This is a genomic window from Erwinia sp. E_sp_B01_1 (assembly GCF_036865545.1).
Taxonomy (GTDB): Bacteria; Pseudomonadota; Gammaproteobacteria; order Enterobacterales; family Enterobacteriaceae; genus Erwinia.
Map to the genome: position 1 here is coordinate 248204 of NZ_CP142208.1, position 24424 is coordinate 272627.

Genomic DNA, 24424 nt, shown 5'->3' on the forward strand with positions numbered 1-24424 from the left:
GATCCGGCATGAAAGAAGGTAGCGTGACAGGGATGACACGCTACCAAAATGCGATTATTTGGCAGCAGCAGCGCGCCACTGTTTGATGTAATCGAGGCGTTTTTTCTGTTGCAGGTATTCCAGCAGGGTTTCGTCAACCGGAATGGGTTTCAGCGCTTTGCCTAAAATTTTGGTCATCCCATCGATATCATTTTTCCCTTCGATATCGTTACGGAGAGAGGGGATATCAGCTTTGTTTGCCAGGATGCTTTGGCCTTTTTCAGAGAGCACATAATCCAGCCACAGTTTTGCTGCATTGCTGTGCTGAGCCTGCGAGCTGATGAAGGAAACGCGGGACAGCACCAGCGTGTAATCTTTGGGATAGGAGATCCCCAGCGACGGGTCATTTTTAGCGCGCGCTTCGGCGTAGGAACCCAGGATGTTAAAGCCAATCAGGTTTTCGCCTGAGGAGACCCTTTCCATCATGGTGCCGGTAGAGGACTGCACCGCTAAACCGCCTTTGGCGACGTCAGCCAGGGTTTTGAAGTAATTCGGATCGGCTTTGAAATCCTGTACGGAGAGCATAAAGCCCAGCCCCGATTTCTCGATGTCGTAAGTGGTGACTTTTTTGCTGAATTTGTCGGGCTGGCTGGCGATCAGTTTGGCCAGGGCAGTGTGGGAGTCAGGCACTTCGCCCGCCGGGATCAGGCGCTTGTTATAGATAAACACCACAGGTTCGTAGGTGGTGCCATAAGCCTTGCTTTGCCAGACCGCCCATTTCGGTAGCTGGCCCTGCTCAGGGGATTTATATTCCTGCGCATAGTCGGTTGCCAGTTTTAACCCGGTATCCATAGAGGAGCTCCAGACCACGTCGCCACTAGTGCCGCCGGATGCCTGTTCGCTGATAAAACGGTTGTACAGTTCCGTACTGTTCATGTCGTTATATTCAACTTTGATGCCCGGATAGGCCGCCTCAAAGCCCTGAATCAACGGGCCGGCAGCTTTGGTATCGGTGGTGGAATAGACCACCACCTTGCCTTCTTTGGTTGCCGCATCCACGACTTTTTGATAGTCAGCGGGATAACCCTGAGGTAATGCAGACATGGCAGAAAACGACACAAGCACAGAGACAGCCAGCAGAGAGAGGGGTAATTTATTCGACATTGCAGTTAACCTCTTAGTTACATTTAGCAAACTAAAAGTCAACATAACTCATGGCGTCTCACAGGCAATAGAGGGGCGAATGTTATTATGCAGAAGTGTGATTGTTGGCATTATTTAAGCAATAAACACCATAAAAACCACGACGGGTGACGCTTATCCCCTCAGGATGACCTGAACAAGTACGGGGCTGAGGTCACATCTTTCGGTAAAGGCGCCTCGGGTGGCCGATGTTGCCGTACTGCATTTCGACGCAGATGAACCCCATTTCGACGCAATATTCCAGATAACGGCGACAAGTCGTTTTGCTGATCCCGGCCTCTTTCACCACTTCTTCCACCGACCAGCTGCTCTCTGGTCTGGCGGTAATCACGCGCTGCACAAGGTCCAGCGTGGTGGGCTCAATCCCTTTTGCCGAAGGAGCGGAGGGGATTGAGGCCGCCGTGAGATTAAACAGCCGATCCAGCGAATGCTGATCCACCACTTTGACATGGCGCAATGTCTGTACCAGACGCATAAAGCGCTCCAGTGAGGCGTGCAGGCGGTTAAAAAACACCGGCTTAATAAGGTAATCAAATGCGCCGCTACGCATTGCATGGCTACAGGTTTGCATATCACTGGCAGCCGTAATGAAAATTACCGAACAGTCGAAGCTTTTGAGTAACGGGCTGTCGAGCAGATCCACGCCTTGCCCGTCCGGTAAATAGTTGTCGAGCAGCACAAGGCGCGGCTGATGTTGTTGCAATAGCACGCGCGCCTGTTCCAGCGTGCCAGCGATGCCAACCACGCGCAGAAGAAAATTTTGCTCAATATAATCACGATGTAAACCGGCAAGGTGCGGTTCATCTTCCACAATGACAACATCAAGGGCGCGGGCATTATTCATGGTGTTGTCCTGATAAAGCAGAGTCCGGCAACGGAATAAACACAGAAAAGATGGTTCCCTGCGGCGAATTATCGGCGATCTCAATACTGCCGCCAGCCTGACGGACGTAACCGGCCACCAGATAGAGGCCGATGCCGTGATCTGAACCGGCTCTTTCGCTGTCGTCAGAAGGCTTACTGGTGACGCCTTGTTCGAAGAGATGCGGTTTCAGGATGTCATCCACGCCGCAGCCCCTGTCGGCCACCTCAATCAGCAGCTCGTTATTTCGATCTGACATATAGAGTTCCACAGGTGCTGCCGGGCCAGGGGATTTGAGGGTTGCATCCAGGGCGTTATCCAGCAGGTTACCCACTATCGACATCAGTTCGGTTTCATTAATCCTGACCGGCAGACGGGTAAGCTGGCACGCCGGGTCGAAAGCCAGTTCAATCCCTTTTTCCCGTGCGCTGGCATATTTCCCCAGTAACAGGCCACAGAGCGCCGGAGAGGTGAAACGGGCAGAGACAAAATCCAGCACATCCTGCGCCTCCCCGGATTGTGCCCGAATATAATGCATCGCTTCGTCGTAACGCTGCAGTTGCAGCAGGCCCACCAGCGTTGCGGTCCAGTTAAGCTGTTCATGGCGCATGATGCGTAAGCTGTCTGCATAACGCTTCACCTGGCTGAGCTGGCTGCTGAGGGTATTCATGTCGTTTTTATCGCGAAAGCTGAATATCCAGCCGTTTTCCACGCCGGGTTCCAGTTTAATCGGCACACGATTGAAGATGACCTGTCGCTGATTGAGCACGGTAATCTGGTCATGGTGGCTGTGTTTTTCCTGCTCATCACCTTGCGCAAAAAAACGGGGCGGAGTCTGTAAGATCGCCTCAAGCGGTTTTCCGAGAAGTTCGCTTTCAGGCTGGCGGATATCCAGCAGTTCACGGGCTGCACGGTTAATTAAGATCAGCTGTTTCCCGGCGTTCACGGCAAAAACCCCTTCGTACATCGCTTCCAGCAGCGCTTTTTGCTGCAGTACCAGCAGAGCGATATCTTTTGGCTCCAGCCAGAACATCTGTTTTTTGACGTTGCGGGTGAATATCCAGGAGAAAACAAACAGCAGCAGCAGCAGCACCAGACCGTATAACCCCGCCTGCCAGAGAAGCCGGGCACTGACAGTGTTGATATAAGAGATGAGATAGCCGACTGAAACAATGCCAGTCACATGATGACGGGCATCCATGATCGGTGCCTTACTGCGTAACGAAAGGCCGATGCCGCCCTGACGCATCGAAATGATGGTTTTCCCCTGCAGGACTTCAGCATTATCCCCGCCTATCATCGGCAAATTCAGGCGCTCTGGCGATTCTGAATGATAGAGGTGCTGCTCTTTGACATCGCCAATCACAATGTAGCTGGCATCACTCTGGTTACGCAGCGGCTGAATTAACCGGGCTATCTCTGCCAGATTGCGGGTTGCTACCGCGTCTGAAAGTCCGGGCATAAGCGCTATCTGGCTGGCCTGAACGCGGGCGCGCTGGCCAAGGTCGTGATGCAGTTGGCGATCGGTAAAATGAAAAAGAACAGTGCCCAGCAGGGTTAACAGCAGGCAGGAAAAGAGCACGAGCGATAAAAAGAGTTTCACCTGAAAAGGCAATCTGCGTTTCATAAATCTGCATATGACAACAATTGAGCAACGTCGAATCAGCCTATCACGCAAAAATTGGTGCGGTAATCAGGGAGAAGCAGAGTTGTGAGCTGACGATCAACTCTGCAATTTTACAGGAGCGTTGCGCTGGCTGAAAAAGGGGAGGCTTGCACGCAGAAGGGGGATGAGCCACGCATCAGACGCACAGTTCCCTCCTTATCAACGGATGAAGACCGACTTTGCATCAGGGGATCGGCTTCACCAGTTCAGCTGACGAACAATTTCTTTCCGGTAGGCGGTGTCAATTTGTGCGGGAACCTGTTCGATATAGCGTTTCGCATGATGCCGCGTCTCTCCCTCAAGCTGGCTCAGATAGCCGATCGCCTCTTCAACCGTAGGCACACGTCCTTCTGCGGCGAGGCTTTTCGCAGGCAGCCCGGTCCAGATCACGCTTTCAATGCCTTTTTCCTGCGCCCATTTCGCCAGATCGCCCACTGGCCGCTCACTCAACGTCAGCCAACCGATGCCGTCAGCGCGATCGGCGGGGATGCCCTCACGCAACCTCAGCATTTCTATGGCGCCTGCAAGATTATCGGTGTTCAGCCATGACCAGAGCACCGTCACGGGCGCGGCATTCAGGCAAATCGCGGTGGCCAGTTCTCCCCCATCGCTTACGCGGCAAAACTCCACGGGCACCCTGGGGCCGTCAAGCTTCCAGTCACCTTTGACGTCCAACTGCCCCTGTTTCCAGACCAGCGATCCCCAACCAAGACAGGCAATGTTCATTCTGTTTATTCCCTTTCAAATAAAGGCCTTAAAAGCGGGTTAACGCAACGCGAGAGTTAAGATTAGCTCAAAAACCTGTGATCTACGTCGGTTACAGGGCGCCAGACTGAGCAGGGTTTTACTCATTGAATTGTCCGCGAAACAGGGCTCAACCCCGGTGCCGACAGGCGTGAAGGGCAGGGAAGGAAATGTTAAAAAAATATTAAAAAAACTAACGCTTGCTTAGTGAGTCGGTTCGGGCGTAGTATGCGTCATCGGTTTGGAACACAGACCTTATGTACACGAAATTAGTAAAGCAGTTCTCATTCAAAGCGTTATCCCTGGATATCCTTCCTCTTGAGTCTTCTTTTAAGTGCCCCATAAGAACTAATCTGAAAACAGGCCTTGTCTGTCACCTTGTGTGACTCAAAAAAATTCAAAGGAAATATTCATGTCTAACAAAATGACTGGTTTAGTAAAATGGTTCAACTCTGACAAAGGCTTCGGCTTCATTTCTCCAGAAGACGGCAGCAAAGATGTATTCGTACATTTCTCTGCAATTCAGAGCAACGATTTCAAAACTTTAGATGAAGGCCAGAAAGTGGAATTCACTATCGAAAACGGCGCTAAAGGCCCTGCAGCTGGCAACGTTGTTGCTCTGTAATTGCTGCTGACTTCACTGACGCTTACGAACGCGATGAGGGCCACGGCCTGAGCAGCTAAGCAACAGTGATAAGAAAACCCGCCCTGTGCGGGTTTTTTTTTGCCTGAATCAGGTGCCCTGCCTGCTTCTCCCTGGTTAAAAATCAGCGTGTCTGAGCGATCCGATCGGGTTATCAAAAGATATTCATCCCCATATGCCTCCTTTCAACTATGCTTAAGACCTGACCTGAACATTGGCTTTTGTTCGTCAGGCTGAGTAACACCCACAATCAAGGAAATAATTATGGCTGGTAAAATGACTGGTATCGTCAAATGGTTCAACGCTGAGAAAGGCTTCGGCTTTATCACTCCAGATGACGGTAGCAAAGATGTGTTCGTGCATTTCTCTGCGATCCAGAGCAACGATTTCAAAACGTTAGATGAAGGCCAGAAAGTAGAGTTCACTATTGAGAACGGTGCTAAAGGTCCATCAGCTGGCAACGTAGTGCCGTTGTAATTGCTGACAGCTTCGCTGAAGTTTACGATCGCGATGAAGGCCACGGCCTGAGCAGTTAAGCGTCAGCGATAAAAAAACCACTCATCACGAGTGGTTTTTTTATGCTTAGCCGGGCAAAAAATTATGCCCTTTTCTGATCCCCATAAGAAGCATCATCCTGATCTTCCTGAGCATCGGTGGCCCACGGGTTATTGATAATCATATTCGGCAGCGCCATTTCTATCTCCTGCGCCTGCAGTTTTTCAATAATCTGAATATTGATCTCCTGCTGAATATCCATGTATTTGTTGTAGTCGGCAGTATTGACGATATGCACCACTTCATAATTCAGGCGGTCACTGCCAAAGCCCAGCAGATGGGCACGGTCAAATTTGGTTTCGCCTACATCGGTAATAATCTTTTTAACCATCTCGCCAATTTTACGCAGCTTTTCTGGCGGCGTGTTCAGCGCCACGCTGAAAGTGAAGACGATACGGCGGGTCTGCATCCGTTTGTAATTGTGCAGCGTTTGCTGCAGCAAAATGGCATTCCCGCAGACTATCTGCTCGCCACTCAGGCTACGGATACGGGTGGTTTTCAGGCCGATATGTTCAACCGTCCCTGCCACATCGTTGAACACCACGAAATCGCCAATTTCAAAAGGCTTGTCAAAACCAATGGAAAGCGAGGCGAAAACATCACTGAGGATAGTCTGGATGGCAAGCGCAATGGCGATACCGCCGACGCCCAGGCTGGCTACCAGCGCGGTGATATCCACGCCCGCATTCGCCAGAATAGAGAGCAGCATCACCGACCAGACCATAGCTCGCAGGATCAGGCCGGTGATCACCAGCGTGACAGGATTCCGGGACATGCCCGGCTCACGCAGCCAGGAGACTACCCCTCTGTCCAGCCACAAGGCCATCTGTATCGCCAGTACCAGGAACCACGCATGACTGATAGTGTTGTAGAGTTTATCGGGCAGGTTAACAAAGCGCAGGCTGAACAGAAAAGCTGAGATAAAAATCAACAGCTTACTGGTTCTGGTCAGCATGTCGGTGAACACCGCGCGGCTTCTGCGAGCGGAATGGTGCTTCTCCCCCAGCTATTAATCCCTTTCTGGATGACGGCAAGTAACCGGTTAATAACCCAGTACATGATCAGCGTGACCAGCACGATAGTGGCCGCACCTATCCAGAACGACGGCGCCATGACCAGAGTAATAAAATCAAAACGTGACAAAAACTGCATTTTCTCTCCTTAAACCGGGGATGAAGTACCAGTATAGGAAAAGGATCGGCGGGTGGGGGCATTGAGGAGGTTTAGCCAGCTCATCTTTCGACGGGCTGGCTGTAAAGCGTTAAATGACTGCCGACAACAGCCATACCAGCAGGAAGCCGGTAATCCCCATCGCGGTGGTCAGTACCGTCCAGGTTTTCAGACCATCGGCAACGGAAAGGCCGAGGTAACGGGTTACTACCCAGAAACCTGCATCGTTAACGTGCGACAGGCCCAGTCCACCAAAGCAGGCTGAAAGCGTGACCAGCACCAGTTGCATATCACTCAGGCCGGTTACCGCCTGGGTCAGCAGTCCGCTGGTGGTGAGAATGGCCACGGTGGCCGATCCCTGTGAGGCACGCAGGGCCAGCGACAGGATAAACGCAGCAGGGATCAGCGGCAGATGGATGGTTTCCAGCGACAGCGCCAGCGCTTTACCCACACCGGATTCAACCAGCACCTTACCAAAGGCACCGCCTGCCCCGGCCACCAGGATAACCCCGGCAGAACTTGGGATAGCGCGATCCAGCAGTTCGCCCAGTTTCTCTTTGGTGATGCCACGGCGCAGGGCCAGCAGCCAGGCCGACAGGGCCAGCGCAATCAGCAGGGCGATTGCCGGGGTACCAATCAGCGTTAACAGCTTACGGATAATGTTGCCTTCAGGCAGCGCGGTGTGCGCCAGCGTTCCCACCACAATCAGAACAATGGGCACGACAATCAGGGAGGCGATCAGTGCGGCACCCGGCGGTGGCGTTTCACGTTTGCCAGAGCTGCTTTCAGGCTTTGTCAGCTGTAACTGCTCCAGCACGGCCAGCGACAGATGGTACTGACGACGGTTCATCGACCTGGCAACAAAGTAACCGACCACGCCCACCGGGATGGAGACGGCGATCCCCAGCAGCATCAGCCAGCCTACGTCAGTGCCTAACAGGCCAGCCGCCGCCGCTGCACCCGGGTGAGTCGGTAACGCCACATGGACGGTGAGCATCACGCCCGCCATGGGCAGGCCATATTTAATCGGAGAAACTCTGGCGACTTTGGTGAAGCCGTAAATCAGCGGGATCACGATAATAAAGCCGACTTCAAAGAACACCGGGATGCCCAGAATAAACGCGGCCATGGTCAGTGCGGCAACGGTGCGTTTTATGCCAAGCGCATGGGTAAAGCGTTGCGCCAGCGATTCAGCACCGCCGGAGGATTCAATAATCGCCCCGAGCATGGCGCCCAGTACAATAATAATGGTGATAGACCCCAGCAGGCCGCCCATCCCGGACACGATCACCTTCATAATATTGTCCGCCGGAATGCCGGTAGCGACAGCCACCATCAGGCTGACCACCAGCAGTGCGACGAACGGATGAACTTTGGCTTTGATCACCAGCAGCAGCAAAATCAGCACGCTGGCTACGGCAATCGTGAGTAACAGGGCGGTAGACATCGTTGCAGCCTCACAGAGTTTTCTCATTTTGTCGTGCTTTACAGCACGCTCGCGGGTAACACTTTTCCCCGGCCCGGCCTGATTCAGGCAACAGAAAGCCGTAGCTGCGCGCAAAAACGCGCAGCGTTAATCAACATTGTCGGTCAGCTACTTATAGGGGGAGAACCAGCTCAGCCCTTCAAGCGTGGTGCCTCGCGGGAAGTATTCGCAGCCGATCCAGCCCTGATAGCCACTGCGGTCGATCAGATCGAAGATCCAGGGGTAGTTGATCTCGCCCTCATCCGGTTCGTGGCGGTCCGGAGCAGAAGCGATCTGGATATGCTGATACTGACCGCTGTATTCGGTGATCAAATGGCTCAGATTGCCATCCACCAGCTGGGCATGGAACAGGTCGAGCTGGGTGAAGATCCCCGGACGGTCAATGCGTTTTACCATCTCCAGCGTCTGATACTGGCTGGCATAGAGATAGCCCGGTTTGGTTTTCGGGTTCAGCGCTTCCAGCAGGATTTTGATGCCATGCGGCGCGAAACGATCGGCGGCATAGCGCAGGTTTTCAATAAAAGTCCGGCAGTAAGCTTCGCGATCCGCGCCCTGCGGCACCGTGGCGGCCATGATATGCACCTGAGGGCAGTTCAGTGCCAGGGCGTACTCCAGCGCTTGATCGATATCCTGACGGGCCTGCTCTTCACGGCCAGGAATGGCAGACAGACCCCACTCGCCCGCCTCAACGTTACCGGGGCCGGTGTTAAACAGCACCAGCTCCAGATCGTTGCGGATCAGCGCCTGCTTTAATTCCCCGGCGTCATAGTCATAGGGAAACAGGAACTCCACACCGCGAAATCCGGCGGCGGCGGCGGCATCAAAGCGGGCCATAAAAGGCAGATCGGTAAACATCGTGGAGAGGTTGGCAGCAAACTTAGGCATATTCAGCTCCGTAATTCAGCCACTTCGTCATCAGTAAGATAACGAATGGGGCGGTCGCCCAGAGTGAAGATAAGCCGGGCAGTCTCTTCCAGCTCTTCCGTGTTGTCTGCGGCTTCACGCAGGGTTTTACCCACGACGACCGGCCCGTGGTTTGCCAGCAGGAAGGCTTTATAGTGCGGGGCCAGCTTCGCCAGGTCTTCGCCAAGACGGGCATCGCCCGGACGGTAATAAGGCACTACCGGCACATCGCCCACGCGCATCACTACGTAAGGGGTGAAAGGGCGGATACAGTTCTGCGTGTCCAGCCCTTCCATGCACGAGAGGGCAGTAAGGTAGAGGCAGTGCAGGTGAACAATCGCCCCGCAGGCCGGGTTGTTCTGATAGATAGCGCGGTGAAAGCTGATCTCTTTGGAAGGCTTGTCGCCGCCAATCCACTCACCTTCCGGCGTCACTTTAGAGAGCCGGTCGGCCACTAACTCTCCAAGGCAGGAGCCGGTCGGCGTGGCCAGCAGCGTGCCATCTTCCAGCCGCACTGACAGGTTTCCTGCCGATCCGGTGGCGTAACCCCGCTGAAAGAAAGAGGCGCCCAGCCGGACCATCTCTTCCCGTGCTTGTTGTTCGGTCATAGTGGAAACTCCTGTTGTGCGCGGGCGAAGAAGTTTTCATCGCCAAAGTTACCGGATTTCAGTGCCAGCGAAATTGGCTGAGAGACAGCCCTGACCCACGGCACGCCGGGAGAAATAACCGGGCCAATGTGGAAGGCATCAATGGAGAGCGTCTGAGCCACCACGCCGGAAGTTTCACCACCGGCCACGATAAAGCGCTGCCAGCCACGCTGTTGTAACTCACGCACCACGGCGGCAAAAAGCTGTTCAACGGCTTCGCTGCTCTTCTCAGCACCATACTTCTGCTGAATGCGTTTTAACTTTTCCGGCTCGGAAGTAGCGAACAGCAGCGGTGCCAGACCCTGTTCCTGTTCAGCAACCCAGTCGCACAGCTCAAGGGCATAGGCTTCGCGCTGTTCAAGCGCACGTTCCACATCCACAGCCAGAGAAGCGGCCTGCTCGCGATAGCGGGCCACCTGACGGTTAGTCATGGTGGAACAGGATCCGGAAATCACCACCGCCCGTTCGCCCTGGGGGGCGCCAGCAGCCTGAGCCTGCTCGCTGTTATGCGTGCTGCTTGCCCACTGCCTTGCCAGACCGATCGCCAGGCCGGAACCGCCGGTGACCAGCTTCATCTCACACACGGCTTCGCCCTGCGTCAGCAGATGTTGTTCGTTCAGGGCATCCAGCACCACGTATCGCACACCCTGTTCTTTCAGTCCGGCGAGCGCTTCGCGCACGGCATCCGCCCCGCGATCGAGCGTCTGGCTGGCAATCAGCCCGGCTTTGCCCTGGCTTTGTGCTTCCATCAAGCGCAGCAGATTGCTGTCGGTCATAGGCGTGACCGGGTGATGGCGCATGCCGGAGTCGGAAAGCAGCTGATCCTGAACAAACAGATGCCCCTGATAGACCGTGCGGCCATTAACCGGCAGCGAAGGGGAGAGAATAGTCTGCGTCTCTTCCAGCGCCGCCAGCAGCGCATCGGTCACCGGCCCGATATTGCCTTTGGCGGTGCTGTCGAAGGTGGAGCAATATTTGAAGTAGAAGCGTTCGCAGCCCTGCTGCTGCAACCAGGTCAGCGCCGCCAGCGAGTCTTTCACCGCTTTGTCCGCGGCACAGGACCGGGACTTCAGGCTGACCACAATCGCATCGGCTTCCAGGCTTTGTGGCTCCGCTGGCACGCCATTCACCTGCACCGTCGTCATGCCGTTCTGCACCAGAAAGCTGGCGATATCCGTTGCGCCGGTGAAATCATCGGCAATCACGCCCAGACGCATCATTTACCTTCCTTTTTCGCTGGCAGGGTAATCCCGCTGAAAATTTTGATCACTGCGCTGTCGTCTTCACGGCCATAACCTGCATTGCTGGCCGAAGTGAACATATTGAAAGCGGTAGAGGCCAGCGGCAGGGGGAAGTGCAGCGCTTTGGCCGTATCAGCCACCAGGCCTAAATCTTTTACGAAGATGTCCACGGCTGACTTCGGCGAGTAATCACCGTCCACCACGTGACGCATACGGTTTTCAAACATCCAGGAGTTGCCCGCCGCATTGGTCACCACGTCATACATGGTATCCAGAGGAATGCCTGCACGCGCCGCCAGCGCCATCGCTTCTGCACCGGCTGCAATATGCACCCCGGCCAGCAGCTGGTGGATGATTTTTACCGTTGAACCCAGGCCAATTTCGCTGCCAATGCGGTAGACCTTGCCTGCCACCGCATCCAGCACCGGCTGCAACAGCTCAAAGGCTTTATCACTGCCGGAGGCCATCACCGTCATCTCGCCCAGGGCGGCTTTGGCCGCGCCGCCGGAAACCGGGGCATCCAGCATGATCAGCTGGTGCGCCGCCAGACGCTGTTCAATCTGCAACGCATCCTGAGAAGAGATGGTGGAAGAGACCATCACGGCGGTGCCGGGTTTTAACTGTGCAGCCAGGCCGTTGTCGTTGTCGCCAAACAGGATCTGATTTACCTGCGCGGCGTTAACCACTAACAGCAGCACGGCATCCAGCTGCGCGGCAAAGCCGTCGGCGCGGGTATCGGCGGCTTTGGCACCGCTGTCCAACAGAGTCTGCAAAGCCACAGGGTTGAGATCGACACCGTAAGTAGTCAGACCGGCTTTTACACAGGATTGCGCTGCGCCCATTCCCATCGAGCCGAGGCCCACGACACAAACCGACAGTGATGTTGAGTCAGACATAGGATCTCCGTGTTAATTTAGGTGATAATTTGTTTTGTTGTGTGAAGTATAGGCGCTGTATGCGATCACTTTGGTGATGTGTGTCACAATAATTAACATGCAATACCCTCCGATTCACAAGGATTAACATCACGGTAACGAAGCTGTTTCTTATTAAACTCTTTTATTTTCAGCGTGATGATAAAAAGAGCCGGTAACAGACAGGCGGGCTCAGGCAAAAAATTCGTGATGAAATGATAAAAATTGGGGTGCAGTAATTCGCTCTGCTCCTTTACACTTCACATGCTGATAACCCCCGTCGTGATGGCAAGGAGAGACGATGATCCCGGTTGAAAGACATCAACAAATTTTAGCGCTGGTGCAGGAAAAAGGCGTGGTAAGCATAGCCGAACTCACCGAACGCCTGGCGGTGTCCCATATGACCATCCGCCGCGACCTGCAAAAGCTGGAAGAGCAGGGGGCCGTGATGCTGGTTTCCGGGGGCGTGCGCTCAACAGAGCGTCTGGCGAGTGAGCCTTCCCATCTGGATAAAACCAGCATGTTCAGCCAGGAAAAACAGGCGATTGGGGAAGCGGCCGCCCGCCATATTCCCCGCCACAGCTGTATTTACCTTGATGCCGGGACCACCACGCTGGCGCTGGCCCGTGAGCTGGGAATGCGGGATGACCTGACGGTGGTCACCAATGACTTTGTGATTGCCAACTTCTTTATTGATAACAGCCAGTGCCGGATGATTCACACCGGCGGGACCTTATGCCGCGATAACCGCTCCTGCGTGGGCGATGCGGCGGCACAGGCGCTGCGCGGCCTTTCGGTGGATATTGCCTTTATCTCAGCCTCCTGCTGGGGATTAAGGGGAATATTTACGCCGGATGAAGAGAAGATCACCGTGAAGCGTGCGGTCAGTGAAATCAGCCATAAGCGCGTGCTGCTGGCCGACAGCTCGAAATACAACAAAATTGCCACTTTCCTGGTCCTGCCGCTGACGCAATTTGACAGTATTATTACCGATCCCTGGCTGGCTGCGGGCGCACGTCAGGAGATGGCCGCGATGGATATTGAGGTGACGCTGGCTGGCTGAGGGCGACAGACCGCGAAGCGCCAGTCGGGCAGGGCGTTGTAATAATTGATAATGACAATGAAAGTCATTATCATTCGCGGTCTAATAATATGGATAACAGTCGCGCAAACAGATGAAATCGCCCTATTTCTCCCCTTTTCATTTCACTCGCCTCGGCGGAAAACTCCCCGTTCTCATGGTGGTCAGCCTGTTCAGCAGTGTATCTCCCTTTGCTGCCGCAGCCAGTGAGGAAGAGACGCTTACCGTTAATGCCGATCGGATTTCACCGGCAGGCAGCTACAGCCAGGATATGGCGACCACTGCGACCCGGACCGCCGCCCCACGTAATGAAACGCCACAGTCGGTCAGCGTGGTCACTTCCCAGGTGATAAAGGATTATCAGGTCAAAACCGTTAATGATGCAGTGAAGTTTGTCAGCGGTGTGACTCAGGGGAATACGCTGGGCGGCACCGAGGACGGATTTGTGAAGCGGGGATTTGGCTCCAATTCCGATGGCTCCCTGTTTCTGGACGGCGTGCGGAGCAATCTGGGGCTGTCGATGGATGCCACCATCGATCACGTAGAAGTGCTGAAAGGGTCGGCTTCGCTGCTGTACGGTATTCTTAACCCTGGCGGGGTGATCAATCTGGTCAGCAAAAAGCCGCAGTACGAATGGAACACCCATGTCAGCGGTGAAACCAGCAGCTTTGGCGGCGGCTCCGGCATGATTGATGTCACCGGCCCGCTGGGAAATGGCTTTGCGTTCCGGCTGATTGCCGAACGCCAGCGTGAAGATTACTGGCGCAATTTCGGGGTGAATGAACATACGCTGGTCGCGCCTTCCCTTAGCTGGTTCGGCGAAAAAGCCTCGTTTAACGTCAGCTACGTGGAAAACAAATATGATATTCCCTATGACCGGGGCACGGCATTTATCAACAATAAACCGGTCAACGTCCCCTACAACCAGAGGCTGGACGACAGCGCCAACCACGCCTGGGGCAAAACCAAACGGCTGAACGTCAGCTATGGCTACAATCTGGATGAGACCTGGGCGACCCACTTCACCTATGCCTGGATGCAGCGTCGTTATGACAGCAACGAAGTCAGGGCCACGGCGGTGGATACCACCAGCGGAATTGTTTCCCGCCGTGCAGATGCCAACCGGGGCTTTAACCATCAGACTACCTCCCTCTCCTGGGATATTGGTGGCAGTCCCGAGATCTGGGGGATGCAGCACGATCTGATGCTGGGTGCGGATTACGAACAAAACGAGACTTACAAAGCCTATTCTTACCGTGGCAAAGTCTCTAAAACGTTCAATATGTACGATCCGGTGTATGGCGAAGAGCCTGTGGTAAATGCCAGCACCCTCAGCGACACGCAGAGTAATCTGCGCACCAATCTCTACAGCCGTTCGCTGTTTGCCAAAGACAGTATCCACCTCAGCGACAAATGGATAGCCGTGCTGGGTGGACGTTTCCAGCGTTACACCCAGACCGGCAGCAGAGGCTATGAGAACCCGGAGTCGACCCTTAACGATCGCGGAGATGCATTCCTGCCGCAGCTGGGTCTGGTCTATAAAGTCCTGCCGGATCTGTCGCTTTATGGCAGCTACAGCCGCTCCTTCACCCCTTCCACCCAGACGGATGACGACGGTAATGTCGCCTCAACGGAAAAGGGGACCACTTATGAAGCCGGCGTGAAATGGCAGATGGTGCCTGCCGTTTCCGCCACGCTGGCGCTGTATCGTATTGATGAAAAAGATATGTCGGTGTTTATCAATGGCGTGACGCGCAATATTCCCAAAGCACGTTCGACCGGCGCTGAAGTGGAGATCAACGGTGAGCTGGCCAGGGACTGGCAGCTGATTGCTAATTACAGCTACGACAAAACTGAAATCGTGGAAGACGATCTCAACCCGGATAACGTGGGCAACCGGCTGGTTAACGCCCCCACTAATATGGGCAGCCTCTATCTGAGCCACAGCATGCGCTTCTCCTGGCTGCCAGGTGAACTACGCGCAGGCGGTGGCGCACGCTATGTGGGCAACCGGGCAGGCGATCCGGAGAACAGTTTCACCCTGCCGGACTATACAGTGGCGGATGCTTTTATCGCCTGGGACAGCCAGCTGGTGGGCAAACATACTCAGCTGAAGCTGAATATCAACAACCTGTTTAATAAAGAATATTACTCCTCCAGCGGCGGTAATCTGCGCGTGATTGAGGGCGAGCCGCGCATGTTTTATCTGCAGGCATCGGTTGATTTTTAAGGTGGCGCGACTCCCATGAAAAAAGCTCTGATTATCCTGCTGTTGCTGGTCAGCAGCACGGCGCCAGCAAAAACCGTCACCGATATTTTGCAGCGCACCGTTGAGGTTCCTGAAAATCCGCAACGTATTGTGGTGGGGGAAAGCCGGATGATTTACACCCTTGGGCTGGTAGAAGAGGGTAATCCGGCAAAGCGCATCGTGGGCTGGCCCGGCGATTTAGAAAAGTACGATCCTCAAACCTGGGCGCGTTATACCGCTGCTTTCCCTCAGATCAAAGCCATCCCGATTGTGGGCAAGGCCGGTTACGGGCAGATCAGCGTTGAAAAGGTTATCGCCCTGCAACCAGATTTGGTGATCCTGCCGGTGTATGCCAAAAAAGGCAGTAATCAGGATAGCTTCGAGGCACAGCTGACCGGCGCTGGTATTCCGGTAATCTACATCGACACCCGTGTTGAGCTGCTGAAAAACACCGTGCCAAGCCTCAATATTTTGGGTGACGTGTTAAACGATCGGGCGAAAGCGCAGCGCTTTATCACCTTCTACCAGCAGCACATGAACCGCATCCGCGAGCGTCTGGCACAGGCCAAACCTGCCCGCCCCAGCGTGCTGCTGCAACTGCATCTGGGCCGGCGGGATGAGTGTTGTACCACTGTCAGCCACGGCAATCTGGCCGATCTGCTGGCTTTTGCTGGGGGAAACAATATCGCCGCAGGACGCTTTGGCAGCGTGTTCGGGCAACTAAGCCCGGAAGCGATTATCTCAGCAAATCCTGACGTCTATCTGGCAACGGGCATGGGGCGGTCTGGGCAAAAGCAGTCGCTTCAGCTTGGCCCGCAGGTCAGTGCGGCTGTGGCGCAGCAGAGTTTTAAGCGGGCGCTGGCGCGGGAACCGGTTCTCTCGCAGCTTACGGCGGTGCGCAATGGCAGGGCGCTGGCGGTCTGGCACAACTTCTATATGAGCCCCTGGCATCTGCTGGACGTGGAGATCTTCGCTAAGGCGTTGCACCCTCAGCTGTTTGCCGACCTGGATCCCCGTCAGACCCTGGAGGAGATGAACCAGCATTTCCTGCCGCTGCCGGAAACGGGAACCTACTGGACGGCCAGATAACCTGCCCGTTAAGCGCATAAAAAAAGGCCCGCGATTATCGCGGGCCTTTTGCTGATATCACTCCGGACATTATTCGTTAATGTTCGGATGTTGATTAATCAGGTGTTTACGCTTCTCTTCCAGGTCAGCTATCTGTCCACTGATATCCTCGATTTTGCTCTCGATGTTATCGTGGTGCTCCTGCAGGATCTCTTTCGCTTCGTGAATATCAGACGCGGCTGGCGTAGCGCCACGCAGCGGCATATTCGCGGTTTCTTTCATCATCACACCGGTAATCAGACCTACCACCGCCACCACCATCAGGTAGTAAGCAGGCATGTAGAGGTTACCGGTAGATTCAACCAGCCAGGCCGCCAGAGTAGGCGTCAGACCAGCGACCAGAATCGAGATATTGAAGGCGCTGGCCAGGGCGCTGTAACGGATATGGGTCGGGAACATCGCAGGCAGCGATGACGCCATAACGCCGGTAAAGCAGTTCAGCACCACAGCCAGAATCAGCAGGCCGGCAAAAATCAGCCCTATCACGTTACTGTTGATCAGCATAAAGCACGGGATAGAGAGCAACAGCAACGCGATGCTCCCGATGATGACGAACGGACGACGGCCAAACTTATCACTCATCAGGCCCATGATCGGCTGAATAAACAGCATACCAATCATGATGGCGATAATGATTAACACGCCATGATCTTCAGAGTAGTGAAGATTGTGCGACAGGTAGCTTGGCATGTACGTCAGTAGCATGTAGTAGGTGACGTTGGTGGAGAGCACCAGACCGATACAGGCCAGCAGGCTTTTCCAGTGTTTGGTGGCAATCTCTTTGAACGACACTTTAGGGCCATCGGCCAGACCTTCACGATCGCCTTTTTCCAGCTTATCGACGTGCTGCTGGAATGCCGGGGTCTCTTCCAGCGCGTTACGCAGGTAGATCCCAATCAGGCCCAGTGGCAGTGCGACGAAGAAGGGAATACGCCAGCCCCATTCCAGCATTTTCGCTTCACCGATTACGGTGGAGATCAGCACCACAAGTCCGGCACCGGTGACAAAGCCAACAATCGAACCAAAGTCCAGCCAGCTACCCATGAAGCCACGTTTGCGGTCCGGGGAGTATTCCGCCACAAAGATTGAGGCACCGGTATATTCACCGCCTACTGAGAAGCCCTGCGCTACTTTACACAGCAACAGTAAAATAGGGGCCCAGATGCCTATCGTGGCGTACGAGGGGATCAGGCCGATACAGAAAGTACTGACCGACATAATCACAATGGTGATGGAGAGGATTTTCTGACGGCCATATTTGTCACCCAACCGGCCAAAGAATACCCCACCCAGGGGACGAATAAGGAAAGGAACGGAGAAGGTTGCCAGAGCGGCAATCATCTGAATACCGGGATCGGCACCCGGGAAGAACACCTGGCCCAATGCATAGGCCACAAAGCCGTAAACCCCAAAGTCAAACCACTCCATGGCGTTGCCCAGCGACGCTGCGGTAATGGCTTTGCGTAACCTGGCATCATCAATGATCGTTACGTCTTTTAAGCCTATCGGCTTAACACGCTTCCTACGTAGCTTCATATAAAACACCCTGTAATTGACTGTTTACCCATTAAATTTTTGCCCGCAGTGCCGTTGTCAAGAATGTGGCACAAGGCCTGGCGGGTCAAATTGTAGGGCTGGAAACCCTACAGACAGCGATATGTAGCGGGTATCAGGCCCCTCAACAAATATCTGTCTGTTATCAGTATATCGTTTCTTCAGCAGCTAACATAATTTCTGCCTGAAATTAGACCTACAGTCAGAAAGGAGCAGCCCTGTTCAACGGCCAGGCTTTCGCATCCGCAAAGTCAGGGGCCGGCGGTTAACCCTGATTGCAAATCTACAGTTAACAGCAATTTATTTTGGAAAAATAATGTTGAGGAAAAGAATATAATAAATTAAGCCGCATTTTTTATTACTAAAATTAAGTCTGATTAAGCGAATGGATCTCTAAAAGTTAATTGTTGCGTGTTATCCCACTATAGGTAATAATTCCCGGCGCATTTTTGCGGAGCCTGCAATGCATAATAAAAAAAGCCCTAAATTCGAGAATCATTATCTAAACAGGTCAGACAGCATTGAAAATAATTTAAAAGCCTGGCAGCAGCACCATGCTTTTCCCCCTGTAAAATATCAGGCTATTCAGTCTCAAAATGCCTGGCTTAATTGCGGAGAGTCTGTTGATAAGGCCTTAAAAGAGTTACTTATCCAGGGAGAAATAGTTGCGCAACAGGCGGAAGCGATGAGCCGTGATGGGATGATTTCTCCGCCCGTGCAAAGCCTGATAGAACGGTTTCAGGCATTGGGTGAGAAACTGGCAGAAAAATCAAATACCCGACAGCACAGGCACCTTGCTGATGAATATCAGCAGCTGGCCGATCATATTATGCCCACGCTGGCGAGAATAAATCAGCGGGTGGAAGCCAGGCGTGAAGCTACCGGCATTCACTCTGCCTCGCAAATAAGTTTGCCAGTTGCAGAAGAAACGCTGAACGTGGCGATGCGCGCTGCTTTAAAGCTGCGTGGATAATAATTTATTGCCGTTTTATTTCTGTACCCGTTATGACCTTACAGGACGCTCACTCTGCTCCTGCATCCAGGCCATGAAAGCGGAACTGGTCATGGGGCGCGCATAGAGATAGCCCTGGATGAAGACCACACCACGATCCCTGAGATAATCCCGCTGTACTGGCGTTTCTACCCCTTCGGCCACGATGCTCAGCTTCAGCTTATGGCTCAGCATAATAATGGCGTCCAGCACCGGTGCTTCGCCTTGTACCGACTCAATGGCATTCACAAAGCCGCGATCTATTTTCAGATAGTCCAGCGGGAACGTTTGCAGATAAGAGAGCGAACAGTGCCCGGTGCCAAAGTCATCAATGGCAATGCGGATCCCATCGCTGCGTAGCTGTTGCAGTTTTTGAATCACTTCATCGCCGTCAGCAATCAAACTTCTTTCCGTCAGTTCCAGGGTGATGCTGGGCTGGTGGTGCGCAACTTTTGCAGCAAACTGGCGAATATCAGCGACAAAATCAGCATGCTGAATATGTTCTCCGGCAATATTCAGCCCCAGGTGAAAATGAGCAGGGATCTGCCAGCTTCCGGCATCTTCCGCGATCATCTGCAAAAGATGGCGGGTCAGCGGGACAATCATCCCTTCCTCTTCCGCCGCCTGAATAAAAAGATCGGGCCTTGCCCACACGCCATTGGGCAGTTGCCAGCGCATCAGGGCTTCTGCACCACTGCATTCTCCCGTTTCAATGTTATAAACCGGCTGATAATTCACGGTAAATTCCCGCCGGGCGATGGCCCGACGCAACCTGTCTTTAACCGACACTTTTCGCTTCAACCAGTTGTTGGTCATCATCATCAGCAGCAGCGAGAAAATCACCGCCATCGGCACAAAGGTCATCAGCCCCTGACGCCAGGTCAGCGCCAGATCGGCAGGCGGTGAGGTGACGGTAGCAATAATGGGATAACGGGCTGAGCTTTGGGTTAGCGTACTGGCATTTAGCAGAGTAGTGCCGGGTTCAGGCTGGAGGCCGCTTTCAATGAGGTGCCCGCCGCCAAACTGCATGGCAATGTCGTAACCGTGGCTTTTGCCGACGGCATTCATAAAATCGAGCAGGTATTGACCGTCAACCAGTGCATAGGTGCTGAACTGGCTGGGAGTATTGCGCATGAAGATCACCGCAGGGCGATCTTTTACCGAAAAGGTTCCGGCAAGCGAGAGCATCCACCAGGCTTTGGGATGTTCAGGGGCCGGGCGCTGAAGCATGGTTTGCAGATCGCTCGTCTGCCCGCCAAAGATTGAAGAGCAGGTGACCGTACCCTCGTGCATCACCCCAATCGAACGGAAATAGGGGTACTGCGAGACATACTGTTGCAGCCGATCGTTGATTTCCCGGCAGGGAAGGCCGGAATACTTTCGCAGATAGCCGACCATATTCCAGGCGCGGTCGCTGATCTCTTCAGCCTGGGTCAGCAGCATGTTCGCTGTAACGGCCTGCTGGCGCTGCACGATTTGCCGTGCATCAATAAAGGTAAAGAGCAGGCAGAGGATCAACGGCGTCAGACCGGCGATGGTCAGCAGCAGCCCTTTCTTTTCGGGGCTTTTCTTAAAAATAGACTCCACGTTGTTCCTCTGTATATCGGCAAAGTGCTGCCCGGCAGAACTTCAGGCCGCGGATTCTGGCGGACAAAACCTGTTAAAGCCGCACAGTCTGCCTGCATCATAAACGCAGAGTCCGGAGCTTAGTCAATATTCTGCAAATTATTGCCGGATTCCTCGTTTCCCCCGCCATTTTCCTCTGTGTCAGGATGCCCTCGCGGTTCAGGCCGCTTACCCTGTAATTGAAACTGGAGAGACCATGACTGATGCAGTAGTGGAAGCGGCAACGCCGTTGAGAAGCAGAATCAGTGACGCGGAGTGGCAGGCTCGCGTCAAACTCGCTCAGTGCTACCAGCTGGCTGCAAAGCTACGCTGGACCGACCATATCTACACGCATTTTTCCCTGCGGGTGCCCGGTGAAAAACCTCATTTTCTGATCAACGCTTACGGCCAGACGTTCGATGAGATTACCCCTGAAACGCTGGTGAAGATCGACCTGGAAGGGGAGATCATCGACGATCCTACCGGGCTGGGTATCAATCCGGCAGGCTATGTCATCCACAGCGCCATCCACCGTGCCCGACCAGGCACCCACGCGGTGCTGCATACCCATACCGCTGCCGGAACAGGTGTGGCGGCGCAGAGCAAAGGCCTGCTGATGATTTCGCAACACAGCATGCGTTTTTTCCAGCGGCTGGCTTATCACGACTATGAAGGGATTGCGCTGGACCTGGATGAGCAGCAGCGAATCGTCGCCGATCTGGGCGATCTGAATGCGCTGATCCTGCGCAATCACGGCTTGCTGACCTGCGGTGAGGATCTGGAAGAAGCTTTTTATAACCTCTACTACCTGGAGCGTGCATGCGTAGCCCAACTGGCCGCGCAGACCGGCGGCAGCGAACTGACGATTGTGCCTGACGCAGTGGCAGAGAAAGCGGCGCAGGTCTTTGATAACGGTATTAAAAACAAAAAATATTTACTGCACTGGGATGCTTATATTCGCCAGTTGCAACGCAATGCCCTTTAACAATAAGGATTGGCCATGAAATATTTAGGGACGTTTTTACTGCTGTGCGCCTCTTTTGCGGCCAGTGCCGCCAGTGATTTATCCGGCGTGACGCTGGTGCTGGGCGATCAGGCCCGCAACCTGCGTTCGCTGGTGGAGGCTTCCGGCGTGATGAAAGATGCGCCCTATACCTATCGCTGGGCAAATTTTCAGGGCGCTGCGCCACTGTTTGAGGCGCAAAGGGCTGGCGCGGTAGACACGTCCTACGCGGGGGATTTGCCGGTGCTGATGGCCGCCTCCGGTGGGGTGGAACTGAAAATTATCGCCACTAACGTCGGCGACCCGGGTTCCAATGGGATTATCGTGCCTGCCGATTCTCCGGTACACAGCGTGAAAGAGCTGGCCGGGAAACCGGTGGTGGTCTCCTCCGCCAGGGGCAGTATCTCCCAGCATTTATTGTATGAGGCGCTGGAGGAGGCAGGCGTAAAGCGTGAAGCGGTGCCCGTGCGCTTTGTGCTGCCAACGGATGCCAGTGCGGCCTTTAATTCCGGGCAGATTGCTGCCTGGGCGACTTTTGATCCCTACCTGGGGATTGCCGAGCAGAATGGGGCAAGGTTGCTGCGCGATGGAAAAGGGCTGACCACGGCGCTCTCCTTTGTGACCGCAACAGAGCGTTCACTGAAGGATCCCCGGAAGCGGCTGGCGATTGCGGATTTTGCCCGTCGTCTGGCAAAAGCACGTGAATGGGGCTTGCAGCATCCTGATGAATACAATCAGGTTTACGCTTCGTTAACCCGGCTTTCTCCTGAAGCAGCCAAAGGGATTACCGCACGTATTTCACACGGCATCCGCCCGGTTTCTGCTGAGGATATTGCCAAAGTGCAGAAGGTTTCCGATCTGTTCTCCTCGCTGGCTATCCTGCCCGCGAAGGTCAGCGTACAGGAGATTACCGATACCAGCGTATTTGAAGCTCGCTAATCGACACTTTCGCTCACAAACCAGGCTATCCGGCGGGGAGCCGGGCTGAGCATTGAGGTTCCGGTTCCGCCCTGGCAAGCGCATCCGCAGCCTCAATGTGCCTTATCATCACTGTGCCTGCTTTTTCAGCGTGCCAGCAGGCCTTAACCATTGCTATGCTGCCATCAGGCACCTGAATCCGGGAAGGCAGTACAATGAAGATCAGCGACATTCCGTTTGGCACCACGGCCTGGGCCGCACTGGCAGCCACAGAGCATCCGGGTGAAACCGGACAGGCACTATGGCGAACCCAGCATTTCGGCGACGTTCGCGTCAGAATGGTCGAATATACCCCCGGCTATCTGGCCGATCACTGGTGTAAAAAAGGGCACATCCTGCTTTGCCTCTCGGGCGAGCTGCACACTGAACTGGAGGATGGCAGGGTATTTTCGCTGACGCCAGGCATGAGTTATCAGGTGGCTGATGAAGCTGAGGCCCACCGCTCCTGGACCAGCACCGGCGCGCAGTTGTTTATTGTCGATTAGCATCAGGGCCAGGATGCTGGCCCTGACTATTCAATGATCAGACCGCCAGCCACATCCGGGCTGACCTGAACATCTTCCGGCTTTGGTCAGGCGGCCGCTGCATCACCAGCTCAGTCGTTAAAATAGATCTGTTTTAAAGCCACTTCCACGCCCCGCACTTCCGCCAGCCCCTTCAGACGGCCAATTGCTGAGTAGCCAGGGTTGGTTTTCTTATGCAGATCGTCCAGCATCTGATGGCCATGATCGGGGCGCATCGGGATGGATCTTGCATTGCCCTGCTGGCGGCGGCGTTGTTCTTCCGCCAGAATGACCTTCACCACGCCGACCATATCCACATCTCCTCCCAGATGCGCAGCTTCATGGAAGCTCTTCGGGTTACTTTCGCGCAGTGTCGAACGCAGATGCGCGAAATGGATGCGATCGGAGAAGGTTTCGGCCATTTTCACCAGGTCGTTATCAGGCCGCACGCCATAAGAGCCGGTACAGAAGGTAAAACCGTTGTGCACGCTGTTGACCCTGTCTTTCAGCCACTGCATATCTTCCAGCGTGGAGACAATACGTGGAAGGCCCAGAATAGGACGTGGAGGATCGTCAGGATGCACCGCCAGCACAATGCCACTGGCTTCTGCTACTGGCACAATCGCCTGAAGAAATTCGGCCATATGTTCCCGCAGTCCGGCTTTATCGATGCCGTCATACTGGGAAAGTTGCGCCTGAAACTGCTCCAGCGTGTAGCCCTCTTCGGCACCCGGCAGCCCGGCGATAATATTGCGGGTCAGGGTTTCGATTGCTCCTGGCGTCATGGCGGCAAAATACTCTGCCGCTTCTGTCTGCTCCTGCTCTGAATAATCCCGCTCTGCGCCAGGGCGCTGCAAAATATGCAGTTCGAACGCGGCAAAGGCGATATGGTCAAACCGCAGCGCTTTGGCGCCGTCAGGCAATGTCCAGGCGAGATCGGTTCGCGTCCAGTCCAGCACCGGCATAAAGTTATAGCAGACGGTATCAATGCCGCAGGCACCCAGGTTACGAATCGACTGCTGATAGTTGGCAATGTAATGCTGATAATTGCCCCGCTGCGTCTTAATCGACTCATGCACAGGAATACTTTCCACCACTGACCAGACCAGCCCCTTTTCAGCCAGCAATGCCTGACGGGCTTTTATCTCCTCCACTGGCCAGACTTCACCATTGGGGATGTGATGCAGGGCGGTGACGATACCGGTAGCCCCCGCCTGACGAGCATCATCCAGCGAAACAGGATCTTTGGGGCCATACCAGCGCCATGTGTGTTCCATGCAGAGACTCCTTTAAGTAACGATAAGCTGTGACCGGCCCAGT

The 24424-nt window shown here is 54.3% G+C and carries 21 protein-coding genes and 1 pseudogene; 9 read left to right on the forward strand and 13 right to left on the reverse strand.

Annotation, left to right across the window (positions count from 1 at the left end; all coding sequences use genetic code 11):
* Positions 1 to 54: 54 nt before the first annotated feature.
* The 4 genes from VRC33_RS01110 to VRC33_RS01125 form a co-directional block, all read right to left on the reverse strand.
* Positions 55 to 1143, reverse strand: coding sequence for an ABC transporter substrate-binding protein (locus tag VRC33_RS01110; RefSeq protein WP_338560000.1), 1089 nt, complete (start codon positions 1141 to 1143; stop codon positions 55 to 57).
* A gap of 193 nt (positions 1144 to 1336) precedes the next feature.
* Positions 1337 to 2026, reverse strand: a complete 690-nt coding sequence (locus tag VRC33_RS01115) for a response regulator (protein WP_338560002.1) — start codon at positions 2024 to 2026, stop codon at positions 1337 to 1339.
* Positions 2019 to 3671 (reverse strand): sensor histidine kinase, encoded by a 1653-nt coding sequence (locus tag VRC33_RS01120; protein WP_338560004.1) that lies wholly within the window; start codon positions 3669 to 3671, stop codon positions 2019 to 2021. Before VRC33_RS01120 ends, VRC33_RS01115 begins: the two co-directional genes overlap by 8 nt.
* 237 nt (positions 3672 to 3908) lie before the next feature.
* Positions 3909 to 4436, reverse strand: coding sequence for a hypothetical protein (locus VRC33_RS01125; RefSeq protein WP_338560006.1), 528 nt, complete (start codon positions 4434 to 4436; stop codon positions 3909 to 3911).
* Positions 4437 to 4866: 430 nt separating this feature from the next.
* Between VRC33_RS01125 and cspA (VRC33_RS01130) the strand changes: the two genes are divergently transcribed.
* Together cspA (VRC33_RS01130) and cspA (VRC33_RS01135) are read left to right on the forward strand one after the other, a co-directional pair.
* Positions 4867 to 5079 (forward strand): RNA chaperone/antiterminator CspA, encoded by a 213-nt coding sequence (gene cspA, locus VRC33_RS01130; RefSeq protein ID WP_338560008.1) that lies wholly within the window; start codon positions 4867 to 4869, stop codon positions 5077 to 5079.
* A gap of 282 nt (positions 5080 to 5361) precedes the next feature.
* Entirely contained in the window at positions 5362 to 5574 is a 213-nt protein-coding gene (cspA, locus tag VRC33_RS01135) for an RNA chaperone/antiterminator CspA (RefSeq protein WP_338560010.1), read from the forward strand.
* A 121-nt stretch (positions 5575 to 5695) separates the two neighbouring features.
* Here cspA (VRC33_RS01135) and VRC33_RS01140 read toward each other — a convergent pair.
* From VRC33_RS01140 to ltnD, 6 genes and pseudogenes are all read right to left on the reverse strand, one after another.
* A pseudogene (locus VRC33_RS01140) lies at positions 5696 to 6804 on the reverse strand (mechanosensitive ion channel family protein).
* A 109-nt stretch (positions 6805 to 6913) separates the two neighbouring features.
* Positions 6914 to 8269 (reverse strand): GntP family transporter, encoded by a 1356-nt coding sequence (locus VRC33_RS01145; protein ID WP_338560012.1) that lies wholly within the window; start codon positions 8267 to 8269, stop codon positions 6914 to 6916.
* A gap of 147 nt (positions 8270 to 8416) precedes the next feature.
* Positions 8417 to 9193: an HPr family phosphocarrier protein gene (locus VRC33_RS01150; RefSeq protein WP_338560015.1), complete on the reverse strand. Its 777-nt coding sequence runs from the start codon at positions 9191 to 9193 to the stop codon at positions 8417 to 8419.
* Between the two features lie 2 nt (positions 9194 to 9195).
* Positions 9196 to 9819, reverse strand: a complete 624-nt coding sequence (locus VRC33_RS01155; protein ID WP_338560017.1) for an aldolase — start codon at positions 9817 to 9819, stop codon at positions 9196 to 9198.
* Positions 9816 to 11075 (reverse strand): 3-oxo-tetronate kinase, encoded by a 1260-nt coding sequence (gene otnK / locus VRC33_RS01160; protein ID WP_338564406.1) that lies wholly within the window; start codon positions 11073 to 11075, stop codon positions 9816 to 9818. The genes VRC33_RS01155 and otnK overlap by 4 nt, the downstream gene beginning before the upstream one ends.
* A complete protein-coding gene (gene ltnD, locus VRC33_RS01165; RefSeq protein WP_338560019.1) occupies positions 11075 to 11995 on the reverse strand; it encodes an L-threonate dehydrogenase in 921 nt (306 codons plus the stop codon). Before ltnD ends, otnK begins: the two co-directional genes overlap by 1 nt.
* A 319-nt stretch (positions 11996 to 12314) precedes the next feature.
* On the opposite strand from ltnD, the gene ygbI reads away from it, so the two are divergent.
* The 3 genes from ygbI (at position 12315) to VRC33_RS01180 (ending at position 16431) form a co-directional block, all read left to right on the forward strand.
* Positions 12315 to 13076 (forward strand): DNA-binding transcriptional repressor YgbI, encoded by a 762-nt coding sequence (gene ygbI, locus VRC33_RS01170; protein ID WP_338560021.1) that lies wholly within the window; start codon positions 12315 to 12317, stop codon positions 13074 to 13076.
* Between the two features lie 112 nt (positions 13077 to 13188).
* Positions 13189 to 15324: a TonB-dependent siderophore receptor gene (locus tag VRC33_RS01175; protein ID WP_338560023.1), complete on the forward strand. Its 2136-nt coding sequence runs from the start codon at positions 13189 to 13191 to the stop codon at positions 15322 to 15324.
* A gap of 15 nt (positions 15325 to 15339) precedes the next feature.
* A complete protein-coding gene (locus VRC33_RS01180; protein WP_338560026.1) occupies positions 15340 to 16431 on the forward strand; it encodes an ABC transporter substrate-binding protein in 1092 nt (363 codons plus the stop codon).
* Between the two features lie 69 nt (positions 16432 to 16500).
* On the opposite strand, the gene proP is transcribed toward VRC33_RS01180, so the two are convergent.
* A complete protein-coding gene (gene proP, locus VRC33_RS01185) occupies positions 16501 to 18006 on the reverse strand; it encodes a glycine betaine/L-proline transporter ProP (protein ID WP_338560028.1) in 1506 nt (501 codons plus the stop codon).
* A gap of 481 nt (positions 18007 to 18487) precedes the next feature.
* Between proP and VRC33_RS01190 the strand changes: the two genes are divergently transcribed.
* Complete coding sequence (locus tag VRC33_RS01190) at positions 18488 to 18997, forward strand: hypothetical protein (protein WP_338560030.1); 510 nt, start codon at positions 18488 to 18490, stop codon at positions 18995 to 18997.
* 30 nt (positions 18998 to 19027) lie between these two features.
* Here the strand turns inward: VRC33_RS01190 and VRC33_RS01195 are convergent, their stop codons facing one another.
* Positions 19028 to 20602 (reverse strand): EAL domain-containing protein, encoded by a 1575-nt coding sequence (locus VRC33_RS01195; protein WP_338560032.1) that lies wholly within the window; start codon positions 20600 to 20602, stop codon positions 19028 to 19030.
* A 235-nt stretch (positions 20603 to 20837) separates the two neighbouring features.
* Here VRC33_RS01195 and VRC33_RS01200 point away from each other — a divergent pair, with 235 nt between their 5' ends.
* From VRC33_RS01200 to VRC33_RS01210, 3 genes are all read left to right on the forward strand, one after another.
* The gene (locus VRC33_RS01200; protein ID WP_338560034.1) at positions 20838 to 21605 is read left to right on the forward strand and encodes a class II aldolase/adducin family protein; all 768 of its coding nucleotides are present in this window, start codon (positions 20838 to 20840) and stop codon (positions 21603 to 21605) included.
* Between the two features lie 15 nt (positions 21606 to 21620).
* Complete coding sequence (locus VRC33_RS01205) at positions 21621 to 22562, forward strand: ABC transporter substrate-binding protein (RefSeq protein WP_338560036.1); 942 nt, start codon at positions 21621 to 21623, stop codon at positions 22560 to 22562.
* A 194-nt stretch (positions 22563 to 22756) separates the two neighbouring features.
* Positions 22757 to 23086, forward strand: coding sequence for a DHCW motif cupin fold protein (locus tag VRC33_RS01210; protein ID WP_338560038.1), 330 nt, complete (start codon positions 22757 to 22759; stop codon positions 23084 to 23086).
* Positions 23087 to 23196: 110 nt separating this feature from the next.
* Here the strand turns inward: VRC33_RS01210 and uxuA are convergent, their stop codons facing one another.
* Positions 23197 to 24381 (reverse strand): mannonate dehydratase, encoded by a 1185-nt coding sequence (uxuA, locus tag VRC33_RS01215; protein ID WP_338560040.1) that lies wholly within the window; start codon positions 24379 to 24381, stop codon positions 23197 to 23199.
* Positions 24382 to 24424 lie beyond the last annotated feature (43 nt).

Bases quoted from the DNA above. Each gene is read 5' to 3' on its own strand.
- VRC33_RS01120 (WP_338560004.1), bottom strand. From the start codon at position 3,671: ATGAAACGCAGATTGCCTTTTCAGGTGAAACTCTTTTTATCGCTCGTG.
- VRC33_RS01175 (WP_338560023.1), top strand. From the start codon at position 13,189: ATGAAATCGCCCTATTTCTCCCCTTTTCATTTCACTCGCCTCGGCGGA.
- VRC33_RS01205 (WP_338560036.1), top strand. From the start codon at position 21,621: ATGAAATATTTAGGGACGTTTTTACTGCTGTGCGCCTCTTTTGCGGCC.
- VRC33_RS01125 (WP_338560006.1), bottom strand. From the start codon at position 4,436: ATGAACATTGCCTGTCTTGGTTGGGGATCGCTGGTCTGGAAACAGGGG.
- VRC33_RS01155 (WP_338560017.1), bottom strand. From the start codon at position 9,819: ATGACCGAACAACAAGCACGGGAAGAGATGGTCCGGCTGGGCGCCTCT.
- VRC33_RS01110 (WP_338560000.1), bottom strand. From the start codon at position 1,143: ATGTCGAATAAATTACCCCTCTCTCTGCTGGCTGTCTCTGTGCTTGTG.
- VRC33_RS01210 (WP_338560038.1), top strand. From the start codon at position 22,757: ATGAAGATCAGCGACATTCCGTTTGGCACCACGGCCTGGGCCGCACTG.
- VRC33_RS01150 (WP_338560015.1), bottom strand. From the start codon at position 9,193: ATGCCTAAGTTTGCTGCCAACCTCTCCACGATGTTTACCGATCTGCCT.
- VRC33_RS01180 (WP_338560026.1), top strand. From the start codon at position 15,340: ATGAAAAAAGCTCTGATTATCCTGCTGTTGCTGGTCAGCAGCACGGCG.
- ygbI (WP_338560021.1), top strand. From the start codon at position 12,315: ATGATCCCGGTTGAAAGACATCAACAAATTTTAGCGCTGGTGCAGGAA.
- VRC33_RS01200 (WP_338560034.1), top strand. From the start codon at position 20,838: ATGACTGATGCAGTAGTGGAAGCGGCAACGCCGTTGAGAAGCAGAATC.
- ltnD (WP_338560019.1), bottom strand. From the start codon at position 11,995: ATGTCTGACTCAACATCACTGTCGGTTTGTGTCGTGGGCCTCGGCTCG.
- VRC33_RS01145 (WP_338560012.1), bottom strand. From the start codon at position 8,269: ATGTCTACCGCCCTGTTACTCACGATTGCCGTAGCCAGCGTGCTGATT.
- cspA (WP_338560010.1), top strand. From the start codon at position 5,362: ATGGCTGGTAAAATGACTGGTATCGTCAAATGGTTCAACGCTGAGAAA.
- VRC33_RS01115 (WP_338560002.1), bottom strand. From the start codon at position 2,026: ATGAATAATGCCCGCGCCCTTGATGTTGTCATTGTGGAAGATGAACCG.
- cspA (WP_338560008.1), top strand. From the start codon at position 4,867: ATGTCTAACAAAATGACTGGTTTAGTAAAATGGTTCAACTCTGACAAA.
- VRC33_RS01190 (WP_338560030.1), top strand. From the start codon at position 18,488: ATGCATAATAAAAAAAGCCCTAAATTCGAGAATCATTATCTAAACAGG.
- otnK (WP_338564406.1), bottom strand. From the start codon at position 11,075: ATGCGTCTGGGCGTGATTGCCGATGATTTCACCGGCGCAACGGATATC.
- proP (WP_338560028.1), bottom strand. From the start codon at position 18,006: ATGAAGCTACGTAGGAAGCGTGTTAAGCCGATAGGCTTAAAAGACGTA.
- uxuA (WP_338560040.1), bottom strand. From the start codon at position 24,381: ATGGAACACACATGGCGCTGGTATGGCCCCAAAGATCCTGTTTCGCTG.